The following is a 24,053-nucleotide window of genomic DNA, read 5'->3' as shown; positions in this document are numbered from 1 at the left end:
ACCGATGTTCTCGCAAAACACCTGTACGGGGTGTTGGCCGGGCATCGGATGCTGTGTTTCGTCGCTGTACCGCCATCATCACTGTGAACGTGCCCGAGGAGAAGACGTGGATTCCCGATTGAATGCTTTTCTTGAACGCGCCGATGCCGTTCTGGCCCGTATCGAACCGCTGCTGCCGGCGCCTCGGCAAACTGTCGACTGGACACACTGCCTGGCCGCACGCTGGCAACGCGAGGGTCGCAACGGTTTTCTGTTGCCGCTGCAAGTCAGCCTCGACATGCGCCTGTCCGACCTGATCGGCGTTGACCGGCAACTTGAGCAATTGGGCCGCAATACTCAACAGTTCCTCGACGGCATGCCTGCCAATCACGCCTTGCTCTGGGGCTCGCGGGGCACCGGTAAATCGTCGCTGGTGCGCGCCTTGCTGGCCGAACACGCCAAGAGCGGCCTGCGGCTGATCGAGATCGAGCGCGATCACCTGGCGGACTTGCCGCGAGTGGTCGAGCAGATTGCCAAGCTGCCTCAACGGTTTGTGCTGTTCTGCGATGACCTGTCGTTCGAGTCGGGCGAGGGCGATTATCGCGTGCTCAAGAGCGTACTCGATGGCTCTCTCGAGCAGGCGCCAGATAACGTTCTGCTGTACGCCACCTCCAACCGTCGCCATCTGGTGCCGGAAAAGGAAAGCGATAACGAAAACTGGAAAAGGGTCGATGGCGAGCTCCATCCCAATGAGGCGGTGGAAGACAAGATCGCACTGTCGGACCGTTTTGGCCTGTGGCTGTCGTTCTATCCGTTTACTCAGGAACATTTCCTCAACGTCGTCGAGCACTGGATCGGCCAATTGGCCGACAAGGCCGGTCTCAAGTGGCAGCGTGACGAAGAGTTGGACATCCTCGCGGTGCGCTGGGCCACGGGCCGGGGTAATCGCAACGGACGTTGCGCGTATCAATTTGCCCGCTATTGGGTCGGGCTGAAGCTGTTGGAGCAAAAGGCATGATCGATTTACAAAAGAGCGGCCAGGGCCTTGAGGGCTACGGCATGCTATGGGCACAGCTGGAATCGTTGCTGGCGGACGAGCGTGATTTTATCGCCAACGCCGCGCAATTTTCCGCGTTTCTGTTCAACCAGCTCGATGACCTGAACTGGGCCGGTTTCTACCTTAATCGCAACGATGAACTGGTGCTTGGCCCGTTTCAGGGGCAGATCGCCTGTGTACGGATTCCATTCGGTCGCGGCGTCTGCGGGGCTGCCGCTGCCACCTTGCAGACCCAGCGGGTCGAAGACGTACATGAATTCCCCGGCCACATCGCCTGTGACAGCGCATCGAACAGTGAACTCGTCGTGCCATTGGTCAAGGACGGTCGACTGATCGGCGTGCTGGACCTCGACAGCCCGAAGCTGGCGCGTTTTACCGCTGACGATCAGGCCGGAATCGAGCAACTGGCGGCGATTTTCCTGCGTCTGACCGACTGCTGATCAGGCCTTCAAGCCGGCCTTGATCAGCAGGCTTGTCGGGTCGACGGCATCGATCTGTTGTGGCTCCAGGAATTGGCTGGCGTACTGCAAGTAGATTTCGTCGTTGATGAACAGCCCGAACAATTCAGCGTCAATGTGGGCGTCACGGCACATGGTGGCCATGATGCCCAGCGCTTCGCTCAAGGACTTGGCTTTCTTGTAGGGGCGATCGGCGGCGGTCAGCGCTTCGAAAATATCGGCAATCGCCATCATCCGCGCCGGCAGGCTCATGTCTTCGCGCTTCAAGCGTTTGGGATAACCGGTGCCGTCCATTTTTTCGTGGTGGCCGCCGGCGATTTCCGCGACGTTATTGAGGTGGCCGGGGAAGGGCAGGTGACTGAGCATCAGGATCGTCTGCACCATGTGGTGATTGATGATGTAACGCTCCTCGCGGGTCAGGGTGCCTCGGACGATGCTCAGGTTGTAAAGTTCGCCCCGGTTGTACTTGTAGCGCGGCACGTCGAGCTTGAATCCCCAGGGATTGTCGTCCGGGATCAGTTCGCTGTCGGCGCGCTCGAGCAGATGCTCGGGTTTATCCGCCAACAGAGTCTCGCTGACCGGCAGGGTCGGCGTCGGGGTCCGGGCCTGGCGCCGGTTCTCTTCCCACGAGACGCCAAGCCGATCATCCAGGGTTCGGGTCCAGGTACGTTGGGCGATGGTGTTCAGCCGCTGCAGATCGGCCTCGACCATGACCTCGCTGCCCAGGTTGCAGCGCGCCACGAACGCGAAATCATCATCCAGCGCCGCCAGGCTCGAATTGCGCAATTGCGCCAGAGGCGACTCGTCACCCCCCAGAGCGATGGCCTGCCAATAATTGATCCAGGCATCACGCTTGAGGACTTCGAAACGGGTGCGGATTTCGTGGATGCGGTCGTACAGGGTCTCAAGTTTCGTGGCTTTGTCGACCACGTATTCAGGGGTGGTGACCTTGCCGCAATCATGCAGCCAGGCGGCGATGTGCAACGCCTCCCATTCATCTTCGCTGGGCTGATAGCTACGGAAGGCCGGGTCCTGACTGGCCGCGGCCGCCTGTGCCAGCATCAGCGTCAGTACCGGTACTCGCTGGCAGTGCCCGCCGGTGTAGGGACTCTTGGCATCGATTGCGCCGGCCAGCAGCTGAATGAATGAGTCCAGCAGCTGTTTTTGCCTGGCTTGCAGGCGCTGACTTTCGATACTCACGGCGGCCGCGCCAGACACCGCCTGGAGAAACGCGATGCGATCCGGGCGCAGCTTTTCCAGGTCGTCTTGTGTGCCGCTGTCGGCCAGCAGCAGGACCAGCAGGCCCACGGTTTCGTTATGACGATTGTGTAGCCGAATACCGACCAGATGAACCCGCGGGCATTCCATCGCGAGCAAGACTTTCTGCAGATCCCCCGCCTGTTCGAAGCCCAGGGAGGTGACGACATTGTCGGCGGTCGACAGTGTTTGCATCCACTGAGGGCTCTGAGAATCCTGGGGTACGTGTCCTTGAATGTCGAATGGCGGCAAGGCCTGTGAACTGCCGTTGATGACCAGCGCATGAGGTTCCACGCGATTTTCATCACCTTCGCGCAGGTAGATCAGACCGGCCTGGGCCTGGCCGATCTGCACGGTTTCAAACAACACCCGTTGCAGCAAGGGGGCGAAACGGGTTTCGGCGCTCAGGCTGTCGGTGATCCGGAAAAAACTCGCCAGGGTGTCTTTCATGCGCGCCATCGACACGCTCAGTTGGTCGACTTCCAGCACCGGCGAGCGACGGCTGGCCGGAAAATTGAAATCGAAACTACGAATCGCATCGGCTTCCCGCACCAGCGCGCGCAGGGGGGTGACCAGGACCCTCGAGGTCAGCCAACCCATGGGCAGGCACAACAGCAGCGTTGCCAGGGTAATCAGCGCACCTTGCCAGCGCATGCGGTAGGCATCGACCAGCAATTCGTCTTCCGGCACCAGCAGCGCCAGTTGCAGCCCCTGGGGGCCACCCTCCTGCATGCTGCTACGCGCCACGATCCATTGACGACCCGCAGCGTTCAGGCGATTGATCTCAGGGGGACTGGTGAGCAGGGCCGCGAGGCTGGGGCTCAGGTCGGCGGCTTTGATCAGCCGGGCCGTCTGGTCGTCGACGATCAGTTTGCTGCTGTCGGGGTAGGCGACGGCATTACCCTCGGCATCGAGCAGCACTATTTCGGTGCCGGGCGTCACCACATGTTTGGCCAGGGTAGCCGACAGTTCCGCCAGTGTAAGGTCGGCGCCCATCACCGCTTGCTCACCACTGCGCCGCGCCAGGGTTGTGCCGACGTTGTGGGTGGAGAAAAACAGGTAGGGCTCGGTGGTGATCTGATCACGGTCGCTGCGGGCGCTGGAGAACCAGGCGCGGGTGCGCGGATCGTAGATTTCGTCGGGGTTGTCCAGACGGCTGACGAGGGCCAGGTTCTGATCGAAAAACAAGGATTGGGAGCGGACCTGACTGCCGCCTGGATGCTCGATGCTCCATACCTGATACGCCGCGGTGTCCGGTGCCTTGAGCTGCGTTTTCAGGGCGACGCTGCGCAGGGGGCGAACCATGAAGAAGTCGCCATTGCTGTAGCCCAGGTACAGCGAGGCCAGATCGGGGTTGTCCGTGAGTGATTGACTGAAGGGCTTGAGCAACGCCAGGCGTTGCTCAAGGTCGGGTGCCTGGGTCGCCGGATTGTCCGCCAGCAGGCTCAACAGATGACGAATCGGCTCATAGGTGCGATGCAGGTCCAGACGGACATCCTGCTCGATGCGATTGAAGAGCTTTTCACTGCTGGAAAGAATGATCCGGGTGGTTTGCCGATAGTTGAAAATGCCCAGCACCACCCCGGTCAGCAACAACAGGAACGTGAACATCACGCTGATATGGATGTGCAGGGGAAGTCGGCGCTGGTCCGGGTGCAGTGGGCTGGGCATTGCAGCTTTCTCCATGACGATGAACACACTGCTCAGCCTTCCAGCATAGTTAACGCTCCGTCATTCTGCTGTTTGTCGTGGCGCGCGAGCTGTAGTTGCAATGCGTGATCGAGTTCGAGCATGGCGCGCTCCATGGACTTGCTGCAATTGGCCACTTGATCGTGGTGTAGCCTGTTATGGCAGGCCTTTTCGAGCGCCTCGCAACTGTCGATCAGTCGGGAGGCCTGGACGATTCGCGCCGCTCCCTTGATTTTGTGGGCAATGTCGAGGAGTGACTGCCGGTCGTTTGACCGGGACAACGTCAGCAGCGTTTGCCGATCCAGGTAGTTGCTATTCAGCAGCTCGGTCAACAATCGCCGGTTCAGTGCCGGGTTGCCACCGGTTAACAGATGCAGCCCCTCCAGACTGAACGCCGGGTCGCGGACCGTCGGTGCAATGCCTTCGATCCATTGGCTCAAGGCTGTCAGGCTGAGAGGTTTGAACAGGCAATCGTCCATCCCGGCTTGTTTGCAGCGTTGTCTTTCCTCCGGTTGCGCATTAGCGGTGAAACCCAGAACGGTACAGGCAGGGCGCTGCATTAGCTGTTCATGTTGGCGAATGGCACGAGCCATCTCATATCCATTCATGATCGGCATATTGCAATCGGCAATCACCAGGTCGAATGGCTGATCTTTCCACGCCTCCAATCCCGCCTCGCCATCTGCTGCGACCTTGAACCGATGCCCCAGAAACTCCAGTTGCTGGCACATGAGCAAGCGATTGGCCGGGTGATCGTCGACCACCAGAACGTTCAAGGGGGCAGCGCTCTGGTGAATCTGTGGCTCGGCAATTTCCGGCATCTGTACAGGCGGCAGGGTTGCCAGATTCAGCGAAACCCGAACCTGAGTGCCGACCCCTGGCTGGCTGCTCAATTGCAGGTTGCCGCCCATCATTTCGCACAGATTGCGGCTGATCACCAGGCCCAGCCCCGCACCGCCCCTGGCTAACTGGTCGGAGTTATTGGCCTGGACGAAAGGCTCGAACAGTCGCTGCTGATCCTGCTCGCTGATTCCGGCGCCACTGTCCTCAACCAGCAACTGCAGCTGCATGCGGTCGGGCTCGTCGGTCGGTTGCAACTCGAGGCTGATCCTGACCTGACCCTGTTGCGTAAACTTGATTGCATTGCTGACCAGGTTGGACAGCACCTGTTTGAAACGCATCGGGTCCAACAGGACATCGGTCGCAGGTTTTGCAGGGTTGAATGCCAGGTGCAGTCCAAGATTCTTTTGCCGGGCCAGCCCGTCGAAGATCCTCACCACCGAGGCCACGGCTTCAGCCAGATTGACGCGTTCCGGGCTCAGGCTCAGACGTCCGGATTCGATGCGCGCAATGTCGAGAATGTCCCCGATCAGTTCCAACAGGTCTTTTGCCGAGTGATACGCGACGTCGATGGCCGGCCGATCCGGATGGCCAGGGTCAATACGTTTGAGTGTTAGCTCCAGCATGCCGATGATCGCGTTCATCGGCGTGCGGATCTCATGGCTCATGGTTGCCAGAAAGGTGCTTTTAGCCCGGTTGGCTTCATCGGCACGTTCTTTCGCCGCCTGCCGCTGTTTTATCTGGCGTCTCATATAGGCGTTCCAGGCAACGGAGATCAGCAGCAGTACGCCAGCACCGGTAACGATCTGATAGAACACTCTGTGATAGTTGCGCCAGGTACTTTGCGAGGCCGCCGAATAGCCACGCCAGCGGTTATTGATGATACCCAGCTCTTCCGGTGCGATGCTCAACAGCGCCTTGTCGAGGATGGCATTCAGTTCTTTGGCGTCGCGCCCGGTCGCCAGGGAAAATGCCGCCTGTTGGGTGCCGATGGTGGTGGTGATCTGAAGTGTCCGCTCGAAGATCCGCGATGAGATGAAGTAATTGGCGATCACCAATGAGTTCACCGCACCTTCTGCCTTGCCCTCGGCGAGCAACTCCACGGCGCTGAAGGTGTCTGGTGTTTCAACCAGGTTGATCCGCGGAAACTCGCTGCGCAGGTAATCCACTAGTGGATTGCCCTGGGCAATGGCCAGGCGTTTGTCCTGCAGCTGGTTGAGGTTAGTCGGGCTGTCGGCCGCTTTGCGTGTCAGCAGGACAAAGGAGTTTTCCAGATAAGGGCGGCTGAAGTTCAATATCGTTTCACGCTGTGCGCTGGGGAGAAGGGCGGCGATCAGGTCGGCCTGCTGGTTGGCGATCTGCTCGACCATCTCGTCATCGCTTCGGCTGCGCTGGATCTCGAAGCGCAAACCGGTACGCAATCTGATCAGTTCGAGCAGGTCAGCCGTGACACCCCGAAAGTTGCCGTCGCTGTCAAAAAACGTCAGCGGCGCAAATGCTTCATTAACCACCACCCGCACAACCGGATGTTGCGCCAGCCAGCGCTCTTCGTGGTGGGTGAGTTGCAGTTTTTGATCGGTGAGAAGAATGTCGCTGCCGGCACTCCAGCGTTTGGCGATGTTTTCCCGTTCGCTGGTGGGGATGGCCTTGAGTACCGAGTTGATGATCCCGAGCAGGTCCGGGTTGTCCTTCTGTACGGCAAAGCTGAAACCATGGGCTTCGTGTTTACCGAAGTTGGCCATGCGGATGTTGTTCAGATACCCCTTGTTGATCATGTAATGAGTTGAAATGGTGTCACCGAGAAAAACGTCGGCCTGGTCGAAGGCAACCGCATTGATTGCATTCTGGTAGGACGGGTAGGAGGTGATGATTGCCTTGGGGTATAGCACCCTGACTTCATCCAGAGGCAGATAGTGATAGACCATGCTAAGTCGCAGGCCGGCGAGTCCATCTGACAGTGATCGGGTTTCTCCTTCCCGTGTGACCAGCACGGGTTGATCCACTGCGTAAGGGATGGACAGCGCAATGTCGGCATTGTCGGCCTCGAACCCGTTGGCGGTGCCAAGCATGTCGACCTGACCCTTTTCCAGTGCCTCGATCGCAGCCCCTCTGGACGCGAAGCGCTGAACCTTGACGGGCAACCCCGTAACCTTACCGAGGATGCCGGCGTAGTCGGCGGTGAAACCTTCGTAGTCGTGGCCGCTGAGGGTCAGGTCGAAAGGTGGATAATCCGGGCCTGACGTGCCCAGGATCAATTCACGTTTGTCTTTGACCCATTGTCTTTGTGAGGTACCCAGTTGGACTTCCATGTGCCCGGTCGTTGAGCGACTGAGCAGGGTGTAGTTTTCGCTGGCCGTCTGCGCCGCGAGCACCGGGGTACTCAGGCATAAAGCCGCGACCATGAGTCTTAGATAATCCTTCAAACGACTGGGCATCCTGTTCCTCACACTAACGCGTTACGTTTTGCCATATCGATGAGTTCAACCAGAGATTTGGCTTTGAGTTTCTGCATAAGTCGTTTTTTATAGGTGCTGACAGTCTTGTTGCTGAGGAACATGCCCTTGGCAATTTCCTTGTTGGTGCGACCTTGGGCAAAAAGTTGTAATACCATCAACTCTCGATCATTTACGGATTTGAATAAGTCCAGGTCTGCCCACTGTGCGTCGTCACAACGAACTGGGTTCAAGGCCTCGCTGGGGAAGTAGTTGTAACCTGATAATACTGCTTTGATCGCGCTCACCAGTTCACTGAGCTCTTCCTGTTTGCATACATACCCTGATGCACCTGACTGCATGCAGCGAATACCAAAAAGTTTTGGGCATTGTGCAGTTAGCACCAGTGTTTTTAATGGCGTGCTCATTGCGTTGAAACGTGAGAGCACTTCCAGCCCATCCAGTTTGGGAATACTGATGTCGAGGATGATCAGGTCGGGCATGCATTCGCGCACCATTTGCATGGCATCGACGCCATTGTCAGTTTCACCGACGACTTTGTAACCTTCATGTTCCAGCAGCATTCGAACGGCAAGGCGGATGACAGGGTGATCGTCGACAATAAAAACGGAGTTCATAATCAAATCCCATACGTGCACAAATAAAGCGCGCACCTTAGCTCACTAGTTGAGGGGGCGCATGAACTGACAAGCCGATAGCATCAATATAGGAAAAGTCCTACAATTGAAAAAGAAATGGACTACGTACCAACTAGGTTGTGAATGAGGAAGGGGTAAAGTTTTGATGGTGTAGTCAAGAGGGTGAAAACGTTCGGTTATAAGTTTTAATCTGTGTTTTTGGTGTGGTTTTAGTGTGTGGTGTTTTATTGTGAGGCTAAGGTCAACAAGTTTCTAAAGTCTGATTGTTTCAATGGTTTGATCAAATAACCCAGCAAGGGAAGTCCGTGTTCGTAGGCTACTGTTTTAAGTTTTTCCAGTTCGGCGGATGTCAGGCTGCTCAGCAGTATTGCCTGTCTGATCATTCCCCGGTGACTGGCGAACTCGATCAAATCAAGACCGGGAAGGTCGGGCAGGCATTGGTCGCACAGAAGAATATCGAACGGTTGCGCAGCTTTGAGCATTTGTTGCAAGGCGCCTTCGGCACTGTCAGTGGTGGTCAGCTGGGTGAAGCCGTAACTCTCGAGCAGGTATTGAGTCGCTCTCAGCTGAAACGGATGATCTTCCACCAGCAATATGTGCCAATCGTGTTTGAACGTAGGAGTTTTCATGCGTCATCTGTCGAGCAGTGGGTGTGCAATTGTTTCGCGAGATGGCCGAACAATCGATCAGTCAGCTCTGCACAAGGTGTAGGGCGATTCTGTCGATGTTGAAATACAGATGAATGTCGAGGCATTCGATCAGCCGTTCAGGCATCGCTGACACGGCTGATCGATGCGCTGTTATCCGTGGCTTGAACGACCGGTCATTTCCAGCGCCATTTCACCGGCATAGCTGTCGGTCATGCCGGCGATGAAATCAATCATGCGCAAGAAAGAGGTGTGCAACGGGCCATGGGGATCGGGTGCATTGTTGCCCAACAGGTCGAGTATGCGCCGGTTCTTGAAGGAGGGCGTACGACCGTTGTGTTGCTCCAATGCTGCGCCGCAAAAAGCATTGAGCAGGATTTCCAGGGTGGTGTAGGCGCCGATTTCGTGGAGCGTCTTGCGCTTGTCCTGGAAGATTTTTTTGCGTGCCATGTCCTTGGCATTCAAGACACAGCGTTTGGCCGGGCCATACATGTGTTCGACAAGGTCCCCCGGTAGCGTGCCGGACAGCAACGCGTCCTGTTGCTCGACAAAGGCTCGGGCAGCTGCGTTGGTCAGGTGTTCGATGGCTTTGCCCCGCAGAATCGCCAGTTTGCGCCGCCGCGAATCCTGTGGACCGAGCTGGCGATAGGTTTCCGGGAGATCGTCGCCCACCAGGTCCAGCAGCAGGGACTCGACTTCGGCGTACTCCAGCAGCTCCATTTCCAGGCCATCTTCCAGATCGATCAGCGCGTAGCAGATGTCGTCGGCGGCCTCCATCAGATACACCAGCGGATGGCGCGCCCAGCGCTGCTCTTCCAGTTGGGGCAGGCCGAGTTTATGCGCGATCTGTTCCAGCAGCGGCAGTTCGCTCTGGTAGCAGCCGAACTTGTGTTTCTTGTAGCCCAGTGAGTCGGCGTGCCGGGCCGTCCACGGGTATTTCAGGTAGGTGCCCAGGGTGGCATAGGTCAGCCGGGTGCCTCCTTCGAACTGATGGTATTCAAGCTGGGTGAGCACCCGGAAACCTTGGGCATTGCCTTCGAAGTTGAGGAAGTCGTTGCGTTCGGCTTCGCTCATGGCATCCAGCCAGCCACGGCCGGCGGCCTGCTGGAACCAGTGGCGGATCGCGTCTTCGCCAGAGTGGCCGAAGGGTGGGTTGCCGATGTCATGGGCCAGGCAGGCCGATTGCACCACCATCCCCAGGTCGCTCGGTTCGCACCAGTCGGGCAGCGCGCTGCGGATGGTTTCACCGACGCGCATCCCCAGCGAACGGCCGACGCAGCTGACTTCCAGCGAGTGGGTCAGGCGTGTATGAATGTGATCGTTGCTGGAGACCGGATGGACCTGGGTCTTGCGCCCGAGACGGCGAAACGCGCCTGAGAAAATGATCCGGTCGTGGTCTTTATGGAAAGGACTGCGGCCGAGTTCTTCCGGGCTGTGCACAGGTTTTCCGAGGCGTTCGCGGGTAAGCAGGGTGTGCCAATCCAAGGCTGGTTTCTCCGTCAGGTGACTGAACCCCTAGCTTCCCGTTTCGCGCTGGTACCTGCAAGGAGAACTACAACCCCGCAGCGTCGATATCGATGAGCAGTAGCCGTTCGCCGTTATCGAAAAACTGCCCGGCAGTGAGGCAGTACTGATTGCTGGTGGCGTCGCGGTAAGTGTTGGAAAGCGTCAGACGGCGCTCATCCCAACCCTCGGCCAGCAGGTGATAGAAATAGGGGCGCCATGACCAGTTATGGCCCAGGTAGCGGTTATCGGCTTCCCAGCCGTTGTTGCGCCATTCCAGGTTGGGGGTCAGTTGCGTGCCGTGGCGGTCGCACTGATAAAAACGCAGCAGCCATGGAAACGCCTGCAGTTGCGGCAAGGCGCTGAGGGGGGCGCTGGCTTGAGCCCAGGCTTGCAGGATGGTCATCAGTTCGCTGAGTTGCTGGCGCATGATCATCAGGCGAGCGCGTTCAGTCAGCTTTTGCTGAACGTAACGCTGGCGCAGTTGCGCGAAGCGCTCGACAAAGGCGTCGGTGGCGAAGAAATCCGCTTGCGCTCGGGCGAACAGAAAACCCTGTACGTAGCGTGAGCCACACTCCAGGGCAAAATTCAGTTGAGCTTCGGTTTCCACACCTTCGGCGATGATCCAGCAACCGGTTTTTTCCGCCATTTGCGCCAGTGCCTTGACCACATCGCTGCTGGGACCGCCCAACGCGGCGGCCTGGAACAGTCGCATGTCGAGTTTGAGAATGTCCGGTTGCAGGGCCAGCACGCGATCGAGTTGAGAGTAACCGGCACCGAAATCATCGATGGCGATCCGCGCCCCAGCTTGCCGGTAGCGGGCCACGACTTCAGCCAGACGCTGGCTGTCGCCGCCCAATTCGGTGATCTCGAAGACGATTCGCTGTGCATCGACACCATGCCTGCTCAGTTGCTTGAGGCTCGGCAGTGCCTGGTCCCGGCGCAAGCGGCTGATCCAGCGGGGTGAGATGTTCAGGCTGAGAAACCAGTCCGCGGGTGCTTCATGCAGACGGCTCAGGGCGTTGTCGCGAATCTGGCGATCGAGACGTCGCAGGGCGATGGCCGGGGTTCGCGGATCGGCGAACAGCGCACCTACCGAGATCAGTTGACCATCGGCCTGGCGCAGTCGGCCCAGCGCTTCGACACCCGCGATACGGCCTGTGGCGGTATCGATGAATGGCTGAAAACAGGCGAGCGGTTGCCCGTCGATCACGAGGCCTCCTTATTAAGGTGTTGTTCTGGATAAATACCTGATCGCCAGGTAGGCACGCAGGATCAACCTCTCGATAAAGAGGTTGATCCCGGTGGTACTGCAAGAATGCAGCCAGACAAGACTGATTAGTGTTTGCGCGAAGCGCTCTGCATAACCAGCTTGATCAGCGGCCCTAGTGCGGCGCCCAGGCTAACCAGCTTGGTCAGGCTGCCGAGACCGCCGCCCTTGGCACCCTTGCCGGTCAGAAAACCCAACCCGAGCACGGCGGCGATGCCCCAGAGCGGGGCGTGTTTGATGCCGAAGCCGTCTTGTAGGCTTTGTGTCATGCCGCGCACCCGTTGCAGGGGCTGCAGCAGTTGTTGGGATTCGTGGCGAATTTCCTGGCGATGCATTTCCATGCGCAGGCGGATCAGTGCCTTGCGCATTTCAGTTCGCGAACTATTGCGGGGAAGTTCAGGCATGCTCATGGCAACAGACGCTCCCGATCATTGGCCAGCTCTTCGAGGGTGCCATGGAAGGGTGAGGATTCATCGAAAATCGCTGCCCTCAAGCGCATCGCGCAGAACAACGTAGCGAGGGTGTAGAACACACAGAGCCCGATGATCGCCGCCAGGCGATAGGTGTCCCAGAACAGGATTAACACCAGCGTCGACAACCCCACCAGCAGCAACAAGGCAAAGACCAGCGTCAGGCCTGCAAACAGCAACAGGCTTACGGTACGTGCTTTTTGCTCCTGCAGTTCGATGCCGAACAGTTCGACATGGCTATGCAGCAATCCAAGAAACGCGGCACCCAGGCGCCGCGATGAAGAGCGGGTGCCCGTCGCGGACGAGCCGGATTCATCGATCGCCATATCAGCGCCGAGTGGCCAGCAGACCAATCAGGAAACCCACGCCGGCTGCAATCCCGACCGATTGCCATGGGTTGGCCTGAACGTAATCTTCCGTGGCGGCGACGGCCGCTTTGCCGCGCTCTTGCAGGGCGTCTTCGGTCAGCTTCAGGGTTTCCCGGGCACGCAGCAGGCTGTCGCGGATCTGTTCGCGCAGCTCGTCGGCCTGATCACCGGCCAGGGAGGCGGTGTGTTCCAGCAACCGTTCGGTGTCGCTGACCAGTGTCTGAAAATCTTCCATCAGAATTTCTTGAGCAGTCTTTGCCTTGATGCGTGCCATTGGTGATCTCCGTAAGTGGCTTCTGAAGCGTTCGAGTATGAGCCTTGCGCGAAGGTTCAGTACAAATGACTGGTACAACTTTTGCTACGTCGTGGTGCGTCAGCCGGCGCTATTGCGCTGTTGCCGGGCATGATTTCAGGAAACCCCTGACTCAAACAATTAAAACTCGCGCAGAGGCGGCGGTCTTGTGCGCCAAAGCGGTTCATCCGGATCAGCGCAACGGGCTGGATGAGCTGCAACTTGGTGCGTCAGCCATCTTCGCGAACTGCTTTGGTGCTTTTTTTCAGCCTTCAGGTCTGCCAATCCATGGAAAATCTGCAAAGTGCTGTGGACAGTCTGGTCCATAGCTCCAACACGTTGTTCATCCTTATCGGTGCGGTCATGGTTCTTGCCATGCACGCCGGTTTCGCCTTTCTTGAGGTCGGTACGGTTCGCCAAAAGAATCAGGTCAACGCCTTGTCGAAGATCCTCAGCGACTTCGCCATTTCGACCCTGGCCTACTTCTTTATAGGCTATTGGATTTCCTATGGGGTCAGTTTTATGCAACCGGCGGCGGTGATCACCGCCGATCATGGCTATGGGCTGGTGAAGTTTTTCTTTCTGCTGACCTTTGCCGCGGCGATACCTGCGATCATTTCCGGAGGCATCGCCGAGCGCGCCCGGTTCGTCCCGCAGTTGTGCGCGACGGCGCTGATCGTGGCGTTTATCTACCCCTTCTTCGAAGGCGTGGTCTGGAACGGCAACTTCGGTCTGCAAGCCTGGTTGCTGGAACATTTTGGCGCCAGTTTCCATGACTTTGCCGGCTCTGTGGTGGTTCACGCCATGGGCGGCTGGCTGGCACTCGCGGCGGTGTTGCTGCTGGGGCCGAGGCAAGGTCGTTATCGCGACGGGCGACTGGTGGCATTCGCGCCGTCGAGCATTCCCTTTCTGGCGTTGGGGTCGTGGATCCTGATCGTCGGCTGGTTCGGTTTCAACGTGATGAGCGCCCAGACCCTGCAAGGGGTCAGCGGGCTGGTGGCGGTGAATTCGTTGATGGCGATGGTCGGCGGCACGGTGGCGGCGTTGATCGTCGGGCGCAATGACCCGGGCTTCCTGCATAACGGCCCGTTGGCCGGATTGGTGGCGATCTGCGCCGGTTCGGATCTGATGCACCCGGTGGGCGCATTGGTGACCGGCGCCATCGCCGGGGGCCTGTTTGTCTGGTGCTTTACCGCAGCTCAAGGCAAGTGGCGTATTGACGATGTGCTGGGTGTCTGGCCTTTGCATGGGCTGTGTGGTGTCTGGGGCGGGATCGCTTGCGGCATCTTCGGGCAAACCGCTTTGGGTGGTTTGGGGGGTGTGAGCCTGATCAGCCAGTTGATCGGCACCTCTTTGGGGGTGGTCGTGGCGCTGGCCGGTGGTTTTGCCGTGTATGGCGCGATCAAGGCGGTCCATGGCTTGCGCCTGAGCCAGGAAGAAGAGTATTACGGCGCGGATTTGTCGGTGCACAAGATCGGCGCCGTGAGCCAGGATTGAATCAGCGTTCTTCATCGTTGGCGCCGGGATAAAAATCGTGCAGCAGGCGATAGCGGTCATGTCGTACTTGGTCGACCCGATCCTGCACCTGCTGACCGGGTATGCCCAGCATGATCAGCGCGTGGGAGGCGAGCATCAGGCTGGACTCCAGCAACTCGGGTACGACTTCGCTGGCACCGGCCGCCTTCAACTCGGCCAACTGGCTGTCATCCCGGGTGCGCACCAGGATCGGCACGGTCGGGTTGAACCGCCGTGCTTCCTTGAGAATCAGCAGGGCGATGTCCGTCTTGTCCACGGCAACCACCAACAATCTTGCACGCTCCAGCCCTATCGCGATCAGCAGCTCGCCGCGGCGTGAGTCGCCGTAGTGCACACTGCTTTCATTGACCACGGCTTCCTGGACCCGAACCGGATCGGTGTCCAGCGCGATGTACGGTTGCTGAGCATGACGCAGGAAACGCCCGATGGATTGACCGACGCGGCCGTAGCCACAGATCACCACGTGATTGTGCAGGCCGGCGTTGAGCGCGCTGATTTCTTCGAGTTCGGCTGCTTTGTTGGGTTTGCGGTGCAGACGCATGGCGATGCGGGGAGCGGCGCGCAGGAGTACAGGCGTTACCAGCATCGAGCAGAATGTGGCGGCCAGCAGCAGGCCGCCGAGGTCGGCGGGCATCAGTTTGTTCTGTTGCATCTGCGCCATCAGGGCAAAGCAGAATTCGCCGCCCTGGGCCAATGCCAGGCCGCTACGCCAGGCGGTTTCACCATCGCTGCCGCGCCATTTGACCAGCAGGGCGACCACGGTGCCTTTGATCAGCAGCAACCCAAGCGTCAGACCGAGAATCAGCAGGCCGTGGCTGGCAAACAGGCGCAAGTCGATCAGCATGCCGATACTGACGAAGAACACTCCGAGCAGAATATCGCGGAACGGACGGATGTCGGCCTCGATCTGATGTCGGTAATGGCTTTCCCCCAGCAGCATGCCGGCGAGAAAGGCGCCCAGGGCAGGAGAGAGGCCGAGCAGGTGAGTCAGCCAGGCCGTCAGCAGAACAATCACCAGTGCCAACAGCACGAACAGCTCCGCGGACCGGGCCGCGGCGACTTCATGGAACAGCCGTGGCAGAAACCAGCGACTGACCAGCAGCAAACCGACGAACAGCACCAGGGTCTTGGCCAGCGTCAACGGCAGCGCCCAATACCAGGCCTGGTCGCTGCTGCCGGCGAACACCGGCACAAGCGTCAGCAGCAACACCGCAATCACGTCCTGGAACAACAGCACGGCGATGGCATTCTGGCCGTGACGGCTGAATATTTCGCCGAGGCTGCTCAACTCCTTGCTGACAATGGCGGTAGACGACAGCGCCAGACCGGCGCCGAGTAACAGGGCCGGTATGATCGGCATGCCGAACAGCATCAGCAAAGCTCCCAGCAAGATCCCGGACCCCAGCACTTGCAGGCTGCCCAGGCCAAACACCACCTGGCGCAGTGCGAGCATCTTCGACAGGGAAAACTCAAGCCCCAGGGAGAACAGCAGGAACACCACGCCCAATTCAGCCAGATCGGGCAAATCTTCGTTTTCGTTCACCCAGTTGAACGCTGTCGGCCCGATCATCAGCCCTACGCACAAGTAGCCCAGCACCGGTGGCAAACGCAGGCGCTGGAACAGTGCAATCACCACCAGGGAGGAGGCGAGGATGATCAACAAGTTGGCAAACACAAAAAACTCCGGTGAGGGTTCTGGCTACTCAAGCGTAGAGGCAAAAAAGACGCGAGCATCGCGCAAATGACCGCTGACGCAAATGATTTGCGTCAGAGTTTTGCCGAAATCTCTTGAAATCACCGTTGCTCGGACGTCGGCTCGACTGCGTTTGATGGCGGGCCTAGAATGAGCGCTTACTTCGTTTGGTCTTGTCGTCATGCCTCCTGAATGTCAGCTGTTCGGCACCGTTGGTTGCCATCTTTGTGAAGTCGCCGAAGCCATGCTGATGGAGTTTGTCGAGCGTGGTCTGTTGGTGGAGCTGGTGGATATCGCTGACGATGAAACCTGGTTCGAAGCCTACAGCCTGCGTATTCCGGTGTTGCGTCGGGTCGATACCGGCGCTGAACTGGGCTGGCCGTTTAGTGCCGAGCAGGTGGTGGCGTTCCTGCGCGAATCCTGACACTGCTGGCGATGCCCCACCTGTCGCGATCCTCGTTTCATTCGTTGGCGAAAGGTTGGTTATTCGGTTACTGTATGTGTATACAGTTATTCGGATTGCCTGCCATGCTTCTCCCTGTTCGGGTTTGGGCAGATGATCCCGGACGTCAGAGGGATGAAATGTGGTCAATGTCGAACAATTGAAGAACAGCGTGAACCGGATGTCGGCGGACGTGGTGCGCGAGGCGGTTCTCGAATTGCGTCTGGATGGTCTGGTCACGGAAGGAAAAACGCCTTTCAACAAACTGCATTTCAATACCTGTTTCGCCGAAATCGAAGCCTTGTTCCAGCGTGCGGGTTATCACCGGCAGCTCGATGTCGTGGGCTATCAGGGGTTGTTGTATGCGCTTTATGATCCGGGTCGCTGGGAAGCGGTCGATGTGCTGCGCTGGCTCAAGGAGTTCACCGAAGCGGCCGCTCGAACGCAGTCAATACCGGCCTGAGGATTCTCTTCTAGGTTCGTTCCGGCCACTGTTGGATAATGCTGCCCTGCATTGAGGGTTAGAGTTTTTCGTATGTCCACTTCATCGTTTTCTGCTGCGCACAACCAGGCCAGCACGCTCTATCTGCCGCCTGGTCCGTGGCAGACCGTATTCGATTGCCTGTGCGAACACTTCAGCGCCATCGGTCGTGAGCAATGGCTGGACAGAATTGCTCGCGGTCGTGTCCTCGATGGGCAAGGCATGCCGATCGCCCTGGACCTGCCTTACAAGGAAGGTTTGCGGATTCATTATTTTCGTGAAGTACCGGACGAAAAACCGATCCCGGTGGTGGAGTCGATCCTCTATGCCGACGAGCATCTGGTGGTGGCGGACAAACCGCACTTCCTGCCGGTGACGCCGGCTGGGGAGTATGTGGAGCAGACATTGCTGCGACGACTGATCCGGCGACTGGATAACCCGCATCTGGTGCCTTTGCATCGTATTGACCGGCATACAGCAGGGCTGGTGCTGTTCTCAGCCAATCCTCAGAGTCGGTCGGCGTATCAGTCGTTGTTTCCTACACGTCAGATCGAAAAACGCTACGAAGCAATCGCCCGGGCATTGCCTGAACTGACCTTCCCGATGGTTCATAAAAGTCGACTCATCGATGGCGAGCCGTTTTTTCGCATGCAGGAAGGTCCGGGCGTTAGCAATACGGAGACGGCTGTCGAGGTCAGGGAAAAAAACGGTGAATTCTGGCGCTATGCGCTTTACCCGGTAACGGGCAAGAAACATCAGTTGCGAGTGCACATGGCGGCCCTGGGGGCTGGCATCTGCAATGACCCGTTCTATCCGCAGGTGCTCAAGGACGTAGAAGACGACTATGCCAACCCCTTGAAGCTGCTGGCCCAGGGATTGCGATTTGTCGATCCGGTCACGGGGCAGGAAAGAGAGTTCGAAAGCACAATCGCCCTGGAGTGGTGATTACAGGCAAACCTGCTTTTCTTCAGCCACGAAAAAGCCCGCTTTAAAAGCGGGCTTTTCTGTATCCGATGGTCGCCGCAAAGATTACAACTCTTTAACGGTACGAACCTGATCCTTGTTGATACGGATGTGTTTGCCATCCAGTTGTTCGAACTCGTAAAAGCCCGATTCTTGATCGTACTTAGGCGCGTCGACGGCCTGGATTTCTCGACCGTCATTCAAGGTGATCACTGAAGGCGATGCACAACCGGCGAGGGTCGCAAGGCCCAGTGCGAGCATGAAAGTGGCGAGGGTCCGTTGGGTCATGGGTGTGTCTCCGAATGGAAAATCTTTTGAATACTGAGCTTGAGACGTATGCAGCGCGCGCAAGTTCCTTCGAGTGTCAGTCTGACACAGTGTGATGCGTGCTTAACAGTTCCGGCGTATTGAGGTTGGCCAGGCGAGGGTCGTTGTCGGGGCACTGCAGGGCCATGGCGCCCAATGTGCGCATCAGTCGGCCCGGGCTGCGCTCGCCTTCGTTCCAGGCCGTCTCGAAAGCCCCTGAAAGAACGACGGGAATCATGCACAGCAAAGGTTCCCAGTGTTCTCCATGGCGCAGCATCAACGGTTTGTCCGGATGCTGCGCGGCAGTTTCACGCATGTTCTGGAGCAGCGCCGCATCGATGCGTGGCACATCGCAGGGTAATACCAGCAGGTGCGTGTGGCGGGCGGCCTTCAGGCCTGCGCGAATACCCGCCAATGGCCCCGGAAAGTCGCCTTCATCGTCATGGACCAGTTGATCCGCATAAGGCGCATATTTCTCCAGGTTTCTGTTGCAGGAGATGATCAGATCATCACTCAGCAGACGGGTCTTGCGGTGCAGATGCGCGATCAGTGGCTCGCCGTGCCATTCCAGCAAACCTTTGTCCTGACCGCCCATGCGTTGGCCACGCCCGCCCGCCAGGAGCAAAATGGAGCATGGCGCCAAAGGTGTATCCGAGGTCATTGCACTTCTCCATGGGGGCGGCGAAAAAATGAGGCGCTGTGATATAACACCGGGCTGTTTCTCCTACAACTGGACGAGCCTATGAAAGCCAAGGCTGATGTACCTTTCGCACCGCTCAACATCGCGGTGCTGACTGTCAGCGATACCCGCACCCTGGAAACCGATACCTCAGGCCAGGTCTTCGTTGACCGCTTGAGCGCTGCCGGTCATAACCTGGCAGCCCGTGTATTGCTCAAAGATGATCTCTACAAAATTCGTGCGCAAGTGGCCAACTGGATTGCCGATGAAGTCGTGCAAGTGGTGCTGATCACTGGCGGTACCGGGTTTACCGGTCGTGACAGCACGCCCGAAGCGGTGAGTTGCTTGTTGGATAAGCAGGTCGATGGTTTTGGTGAACTATTCCGGCAGATATCGGTGGCGGATATCGGTACTTCCACGGTTCAGTCCCGGGCCTTGGCCGGTCTGGCCAATGGCACGCTGGTTTGCTGCTTGCCGGGTTCGACCAATGCGGTGCGCACCGGTTGGGACGGCATTCTCGCCGAACAACTGGATTCCCGGCACCGTCCGTGCAATTTCGTGACCCATCTGAAACAGGCGGCACCCTGTGAATCCCGCGGGTAAGCCAGGCAAGACTGGCAGCCTGATGGCTGTCGAGGTGGCGCTCGCGCGGCTACTGGAAATGGCCGACGCCTCGAGAATTCATGAGCACCAACGCTTGCCGTTGGCGCAGGTTCAGGGGCGTGTACTGGCTGCTGATCTGGTCTCGACACTTGATCTGCCGCCTTGGCCCAACAGTGCCATGGATGGGTATGCCTTGCGCGTCGCCGACTGGACGGGAGAACCGTTGCCGGTCAGCCAGAAGATTTTTGCGGGTCAGGCTCCGGAGCCCTTGAAGCCTGGGACCTGTGCGCGGATCTTCACCGGCGCGCCTGTGCCCGCGGGTGCCGACTGTGTCGAGATGCAGGAGAACGCCGAGGTTCAGGCGGATGAGCGGGTACGTTTCACCGAGACCATGACCCCGGGGCAGAACATCCGTCCACAAGGCCAGGAAACCACCGCCGGTGAGTTGATCTTGCCCGCCGGTACACGCCTGGGTCCCATCGAACAGGGGCTGGCGGCATCGTTGGGGTGCGCTGAACTGGATGTGGTTCGCAAGGTTCGTGTTGCGGTTTTGTCTACCGGGGATGAGCTGATTGAGCCGGGCCAGGCCCTTGGACCGGGACAGATCTACAACAGCAATCGAGTGTTGCTTTGCAGCTGGTTGCAGCGCTTGGGCTGTGAGGTGATCGATGCTGGCATTCTTCCCGATGATTTAGCGACCACTCGTGCCCGTCTCGGCGAGTTGAAGGATGTCGACCTGATTCTCTCCACCGGTGGCGTATCAGTGGGAGAAGCCGACTTTCTGGGCATTGCCTTGCGGGAAGAGGGCGAGTTGACCCTGTGGAAGCTTGCCATCAAGCCAGGCAAGCCGCTGACGTTCGGGCATTTTCGCGGTGTGCCTGTCATTGGTTTGCCCGGCAATCCGGCGTCAACCCTGGTGACTTTTGCTCTGTTGGCGAGGCCCTACCTCTTGCGCCGCCAAGGCGTAAAAGAGATCGAACCCCTGAAGTTTCAGGTACCGGCAGGGTTTGTCTGGCCAAAGGCTGGTAACCGACGTGAGTACTTGCGCGGACGCCTGGAGAATGGCCGGGCAATCATCTACAAGAATCAGAGCTCTGGCGTACTGCGCAGTGCCGCCTGGGCGGATGGTCTGGTTGAAGTGCTGGAGGACCGTACGCTGATCGAGGGTGAAAGTGTGAGCTTCATCCCGTTGAGTGAAGTCCTGGGCTGATGCAGGTCCTGGTTCTGCCACGCAAGCCCGGTCGAAAGCGTTGGGGCTTGCGTGCATGACCGTTCCTTAATTTGCCAGAAGGGTCACGACCTGGTCGAAGCGACTGTTGGAGATCCAGCTCAAAAGCCCCAGGACCACAGCTGTTCCGCCAGCTGAATAGGCAAGCCTGTGCTTGATGGATTTTACGTCGCCGCGGACTTCATCCAGGTCTCTGCGGATGTACTTGAGATGTGTCTCCAGTTCCGTGACGCGAGGTTCCATATCAACTTCTCCGGTGGGTTTTGCGCTGCTTTTGAATTCAGCCTGCTGATTGGCGTGATTGTCTGAGAACGGCGTAATCGGAGTTACCGATTGCCTGAGGTCATGGCTTTGCATGGAATAATTGGCTCCTTGCGTTAAAACCATTCAGGTGGCCGATACTGTTATTACTTACGATTTTTGAGGACCTTAAAGGGGTTCCATTCATTGTTTGCACGTCCCTGTGTAATTTACTGGTGATGACTGATAACCGCTGACACAACGGTGTACCAATTGCCCTGATGGGTCAATTGAGCCGATTCCTCAGGTTTTGTAAGAAAAAATACCGCTCTGTAGGACTCAACTGTCCTTCCCCTGGAAATAATTGAAATCCTTGCGACTTTTATGAGGGGCTGCGAGGTCAACATCTCCCATACGGATTCGGAAAGTGGGGTGATCACAATGAGCGAGCGCAAGGCGCTGTTGATTCTGCACGGCAAGCAGGCACTCAATGAGCAGGTCCGTTCAGCTGTCGAAGGCAAGCGCCAACAAGGCTGGGAACTGGCTGTTCGATTGACCTGGGAGGCCGGTGATGCGCAGCGGCTGGTGGGGGAAGCATTGGCGGCGGGCTATACGCAGCTGATTGCCGGCGGCGGCGATGGCACCTTGCGTGATATCGCCGAAGCCATGGCGGCGCATTCGACGCAGGCCAGCCTGGTGCTTTTGCCCTTGGGCACCGCCAACGATTTTGCACGCGCCGCGGGTGCGCCCCTGGAGCCCGCTCAAGCGCTGGAGCTTTTGGAGGCCGCCCCGCATGCCATTGATCTGGGGGAGGTCGGCGGGCAGGTTTTTCTGAACATGGCCACGGGCGGCTTTGGCAGTCAGGTCACGGCCAATACTTCCGAGGATCTGAAAAAAATTCTTGGCGGCGCGGCTTATCTCTTCACCGGTTTATCGCGCTTCAGTGAGTTGCATGCGGCCTATGGCGAGTTGCAGGGGCCGGATTTTCACTGGGCCGGTGAGTTGTTGGCATTAGGCATCGGCAATGGCCGACAGGCTGGTGGTGGTCATATGTTGTGCCCGCAGGCGCTGGCTGACGATGGTCTGCTGGATATCAGCATTTTGCCCGCGCCCCAGGAAGTGGTCGGTACCTTGAAAGACCTGCTGACCGATGGTTTCGGAATCGACAGCATGTTTGTGCGAGCCCGCTTGCCGTGGGTCGAGATCAAAGTATCGGAGGGCCTTTATATCAACCTTGATGGTGAGCCTCTGGAGGGCGATAGCCTGCGTTTTTCGGCACGGCCGGCGGCATTGCGGGTGCATTTGCCCGAGGGCTCGCCGCTGCTGAGCGGCTCGAATCCGGCTAATCGTCCAGACTGATGATTTGCTCGCGTACGGCGAACAACACCAGGCCGGCCACATCGTAGATCTGCAAGCGTTTCATGATCTGCGAGCGGTGGGTTTCGACAGTCTTGATGCTCAGGCCCAAGCCATTGGCAATTTCCCGGGTGGATTTTCCGCGAACAATCAATCGCAGGATTTCCAGCTGGCGTGCCGTCAGGTTGTGCGAGTCCTGGGTTGGCGCCTGATTTTTCTGGGTTCGGGTCAGCGCCTGGTTGATGACGGTGTGGGCAATGGCCGGGCTCAGGTAGCGTTCGTTATTGCGCAAGGCATCCAGGGCATGTTCGAGCTCGGTGGCCGTGGTGTCTTTGAGCAGGTAGCCATGAGCCCCGGATTCGAGTGCTTGCATGATGAGCGCCGGGTCGGTGTGCATCGACAGGATGAGCACTTTGCACTGCGGACGTACTCGTTTGAGTCGCTGCAAGGCTTCAAGGCCACCGGTTTTCCTCATGGAGATATCCAGCAGGATGATGTCCGGCGACAGTTGCTCGACCATCTCGAGTAACTGCGAGCCGTCACTGGCCTCCCCAATGACCGCATAGCCAGGAATATCCAGCACCAGAGCGCGCACGCCAGCCCTGATAAGCGAGTGGTCGTCCACCAGAAGTAAGTTACAAGTCAACGCATAACCTTATTCGTGCTGGCCCGTTCCAGCGCACGGGGCGCCCAGGGGAAGAGTGCTTCGATTTGAGTGCCTTTGCCTGGCTCGCTGGTCACGGTCAGCGTGCCGCCCAACTGATCGATCCGTTCCGACATTCCAGCCATTCCGCGTTGCCCCTCGCGAGCAGGGTCTGCCGCTGGCTCGAACCCCAGGCCGTCGTCACTGATTAACAACGTCAGGCCTTGGGGCAGACGTTGCAGGCGGACCAACAGATTCCTGGCTTCGGCATGGCGCAGCATATTGGTAACCGCTTCTTGAGTGATGCGAAAGGCCGCCACCGCCATTTCTTCCGGTATGCCAGTCAAACGTTGATGGCATTCCAGGCTCCAGTTCACAGACGTATTGGCCAGGGTTCTGAGTAAATGCGCACGCAGACTGGCTTCCAGCCCGAGACTGGTCAACTGTCGTGGGTTCAGGATGGCTGATACATCACGAACTTTGGTCAGGGTTTCGTCCAGCGTATCGCAGAGGACCGAACATTGACCCTGCAGTTCTTCAGGCAATCGACGTTTGAGCCATTCACTCTGAAGTTTTGCGGCGGTCAGCAATTGGCCAATATCATCATGCAGTTCCCGACTGAGCCGGTGACGTTCATTTTCCTGAACTTCCAGCAGACGGTCGGCCAATTCTTGAGGCTGAAACTTTATCGATTTGAGCGAGAGGCGATGCCCCACCCAGACGCAGGCCAGCGCCGCAGTATTGAGCACCAGCAGACTCACCGGCAGAGGCATCGACAAGCTGTAGACCAACAGGCTGCCAAGCGCCGAGCAGGTGCACACGAAAAGCGTGAACCGGCGCGCGCTTTTTCGGGAGGGTGGCCACAGGGCGATTGACTTGAGGCTGGCGTACATAGCGGATGGAGCCAATGGATGTTCGCTGCGGGCAGACCGGTCATAAGGGCTGACGGGTCTCTGTTTGAA

24 protein-coding genes are annotated in these 24,053 nt (G+C 58.2%); 9 read left to right on the top strand and 15 right to left on the bottom strand.

Annotation, left to right across the window (positions count from 1 at the left end):
* Positions 1-106: 106 nt before the first annotated feature.
* Together AC1RL4_RS26880 and AC1RL4_RS26875 are read left to right on the top strand one after the other, a co-directional pair.
* Positions 107-997 carry an ATP-binding protein gene (locus tag AC1RL4_RS26880; protein WP_019582525.1) on the top strand — a complete coding sequence of 297 codons (891 nt, stop codon included), beginning with the start codon at positions 107-109 and terminating at the stop codon, positions 995-997.
* A complete protein-coding gene (locus AC1RL4_RS26875; RefSeq protein WP_019582524.1) occupies positions 994-1,476 on the top strand; it encodes a GAF domain-containing protein in 483 nt (160 codons plus the stop codon). The genes AC1RL4_RS26880 and AC1RL4_RS26875 overlap by 4 nt, the downstream gene beginning before the upstream one ends.
* Here the strand turns inward: AC1RL4_RS26875 and AC1RL4_RS26870 are convergent, their stop codons facing one another.
* From AC1RL4_RS26870 to AC1RL4_RS26830, 9 genes are all read right to left on the bottom strand, one after another.
* Positions 1,477-4,422 carry an HD domain-containing phosphohydrolase gene (locus AC1RL4_RS26870; protein WP_230174394.1) on the bottom strand — a complete coding sequence of 982 codons (2,946 nt, stop codon included), beginning with the start codon at positions 4,420-4,422 and terminating at the stop codon, positions 1,477-1,479.
* Between the two features lie 32 nt (positions 4,423-4,454).
* Positions 4,455-7,682: a transporter substrate-binding domain-containing protein gene (locus AC1RL4_RS26865; RefSeq protein ID WP_493120532.1), complete on the bottom strand. Its 3,228-nt coding sequence runs from the start codon at positions 7,680-7,682 to the stop codon at positions 4,455-4,457.
* A gap of 41 nt (positions 7,683-7,723) precedes the next feature.
* Complete coding sequence (locus tag AC1RL4_RS26860; protein ID WP_007940027.1) at positions 7,724-8,350, bottom strand: response regulator transcription factor; 627 nt, start codon at positions 8,348-8,350, stop codon at positions 7,724-7,726.
* Between the two features lie 245 nt (positions 8,351-8,595).
* On the bottom strand, positions 8,596-9,000 hold the full coding sequence (locus AC1RL4_RS26855; RefSeq protein ID WP_028939022.1) for a response regulator: 405 nt from the start codon (positions 8,998-9,000) through the stop codon (positions 8,596-8,598).
* A 171-nt stretch (positions 9,001-9,171) separates the two neighbouring features.
* Positions 9,172-10,503 carry a deoxyguanosinetriphosphate triphosphohydrolase gene (locus tag AC1RL4_RS26850; protein WP_230174392.1) on the bottom strand — a complete coding sequence of 444 codons (1,332 nt, stop codon included), beginning with the start codon at positions 10,501-10,503 and terminating at the stop codon, positions 9,172-9,174.
* A 67-nt stretch (positions 10,504-10,570) separates the two neighbouring features.
* Positions 10,571-11,734, bottom strand: coding sequence for an EAL domain-containing protein (locus AC1RL4_RS26845; RefSeq protein WP_019582520.1), 1,164 nt, complete (start codon positions 11,732-11,734; stop codon positions 10,571-10,573).
* A gap of 125 nt (positions 11,735-11,859) precedes the next feature.
* Entirely contained in the window at positions 11,860-12,201 is a 342-nt protein-coding gene (locus AC1RL4_RS26840) for a hypothetical protein (protein WP_019582519.1), read from the bottom strand.
* A complete protein-coding gene (locus AC1RL4_RS26835) occupies positions 12,198-12,587 on the bottom strand; it encodes a phage holin family protein (protein WP_018930007.1) in 390 nt (129 codons plus the stop codon). Before AC1RL4_RS26835 ends, AC1RL4_RS26840 begins: the two co-directional genes overlap by 4 nt.
* Position 12,588: 1 nt before the next feature.
* The gene (locus AC1RL4_RS26830) at positions 12,589-12,903 is read right to left on the bottom strand and encodes an ElaB/YgaM/YqjD family protein (protein WP_007940034.1); all 315 of its coding nucleotides are present in this window, start codon (positions 12,901-12,903) and stop codon (positions 12,589-12,591) included.
* A gap of 306 nt (positions 12,904-13,209) precedes the next feature.
* Here AC1RL4_RS26830 and AC1RL4_RS26825 point away from each other — a divergent pair, with 306 nt between their 5' ends.
* Positions 13,210-14,418, top strand: a complete 1,209-nt coding sequence (locus tag AC1RL4_RS26825) for an ammonium transporter (protein WP_026331948.1) — start codon at positions 13,210-13,212, stop codon at positions 14,416-14,418.
* Position 14,419: 1 nt separating this feature from the next.
* Here the strand turns inward: AC1RL4_RS26825 and AC1RL4_RS26820 are convergent, their stop codons facing one another.
* Positions 14,420-16,132 (bottom strand): cation:proton antiporter, encoded by a 1,713-nt coding sequence (locus AC1RL4_RS26820; protein ID WP_230174390.1) that lies wholly within the window; start codon positions 16,130-16,132, stop codon positions 14,420-14,422.
* A gap of 199 nt (positions 16,133-16,331) precedes the next feature.
* Here AC1RL4_RS26820 and AC1RL4_RS26815 point away from each other — a divergent pair, with 199 nt between their 5' ends.
* The 3 genes from AC1RL4_RS26815 (at position 16,332) to AC1RL4_RS26805 (ending at position 18,018) form a co-directional block, all read left to right on the top strand.
* Positions 16,332-16,574 (top strand): glutaredoxin family protein, encoded by a 243-nt coding sequence (locus AC1RL4_RS26815; protein ID WP_019582515.1) that lies wholly within the window; start codon positions 16,332-16,334, stop codon positions 16,572-16,574.
* Between the two features lie 160 nt (positions 16,575-16,734).
* Positions 16,735-17,055 carry a hypothetical protein gene (locus AC1RL4_RS26810; protein WP_007895054.1) on the top strand — a complete coding sequence of 107 codons (321 nt, stop codon included), beginning with the start codon at positions 16,735-16,737 and terminating at the stop codon, positions 17,053-17,055.
* Positions 17,056-17,127: 72 nt separating this feature from the next.
* Entirely contained in the window at positions 17,128-18,018 is an 891-nt protein-coding gene (locus AC1RL4_RS26805; RefSeq protein ID WP_028939024.1) for a pseudouridine synthase, read from the top strand.
* Positions 18,019-18,102: 84 nt separating this feature from the next.
* On the opposite strand, the gene AC1RL4_RS26800 is transcribed toward AC1RL4_RS26805, so the two are convergent.
* Positions 18,103-18,324, bottom strand: a complete 222-nt coding sequence (locus AC1RL4_RS26800; protein WP_007940041.1) for a YgdI/YgdR family lipoprotein — start codon at positions 18,322-18,324, stop codon at positions 18,103-18,105.
* Between the two features lie 76 nt (positions 18,325-18,400).
* Entirely contained in the window at positions 18,401-19,003 is a 603-nt protein-coding gene (gene mobA / locus AC1RL4_RS26795; RefSeq protein WP_019582513.1) for a molybdenum cofactor guanylyltransferase MobA, read from the bottom strand.
* 81 nt (positions 19,004-19,084) lie between these two features.
* On the opposite strand from mobA, the gene moaB reads away from it, so the two are divergent.
* Together moaB and AC1RL4_RS26785 are read left to right on the top strand one after the other, a co-directional pair.
* Positions 19,085-19,624 carry a molybdenum cofactor biosynthesis protein B gene (moaB, locus tag AC1RL4_RS26790; protein ID WP_007940044.1) on the top strand — a complete coding sequence of 180 codons (540 nt, stop codon included), beginning with the start codon at positions 19,085-19,087 and terminating at the stop codon, positions 19,622-19,624.
* A complete protein-coding gene (locus AC1RL4_RS26785) occupies positions 19,608-20,834 on the top strand; it encodes a molybdopterin molybdotransferase MoeA (protein WP_096480826.1) in 1,227 nt (408 codons plus the stop codon). The genes moaB and AC1RL4_RS26785 overlap by 17 nt, the downstream gene beginning before the upstream one ends.
* A gap of 66 nt (positions 20,835-20,900) precedes the next feature.
* Here AC1RL4_RS26785 and AC1RL4_RS26780 read toward each other — a convergent pair whose 3' ends face one another.
* The gene (locus AC1RL4_RS26780; protein ID WP_019582511.1) at positions 20,901-21,209 is read right to left on the bottom strand and encodes a hypothetical protein; all 309 of its coding nucleotides are present in this window, start codon (positions 21,207-21,209) and stop codon (positions 20,901-20,903) included.
* 324 nt (positions 21,210-21,533) lie between these two features.
* On the opposite strand from AC1RL4_RS26780, the gene yegS reads away from it, so the two are divergent.
* On the top strand, positions 21,534-22,451 hold the full coding sequence (yegS, locus tag AC1RL4_RS26775; RefSeq protein ID WP_019582510.1) for a lipid kinase YegS: 918 nt from the start codon (positions 21,534-21,536) through the stop codon (positions 22,449-22,451).
* Here yegS and AC1RL4_RS26770 read toward each other — a convergent pair.
* Positions 22,435-23,094, bottom strand: coding sequence for a response regulator (locus tag AC1RL4_RS26770; protein WP_019582509.1), 660 nt, complete (start codon positions 23,092-23,094; stop codon positions 22,435-22,437). The genes yegS and AC1RL4_RS26770 overlap by 17 nt on opposite strands.
* A complete protein-coding gene (locus AC1RL4_RS26765; protein WP_204124621.1) occupies positions 23,091-23,984 on the bottom strand; it encodes a sensor histidine kinase in 894 nt (297 codons plus the stop codon). The genes AC1RL4_RS26770 and AC1RL4_RS26765 overlap by 4 nt, the downstream gene beginning before the upstream one ends.
* Positions 23,985-24,053 lie beyond the last annotated feature (69 nt).

The organism is Pseudomonas sp. GW822-FHT07A10, assembly GCF_058798795.1.
This window is presented reverse-complemented; position numbering and strand designations above follow the sequence as displayed.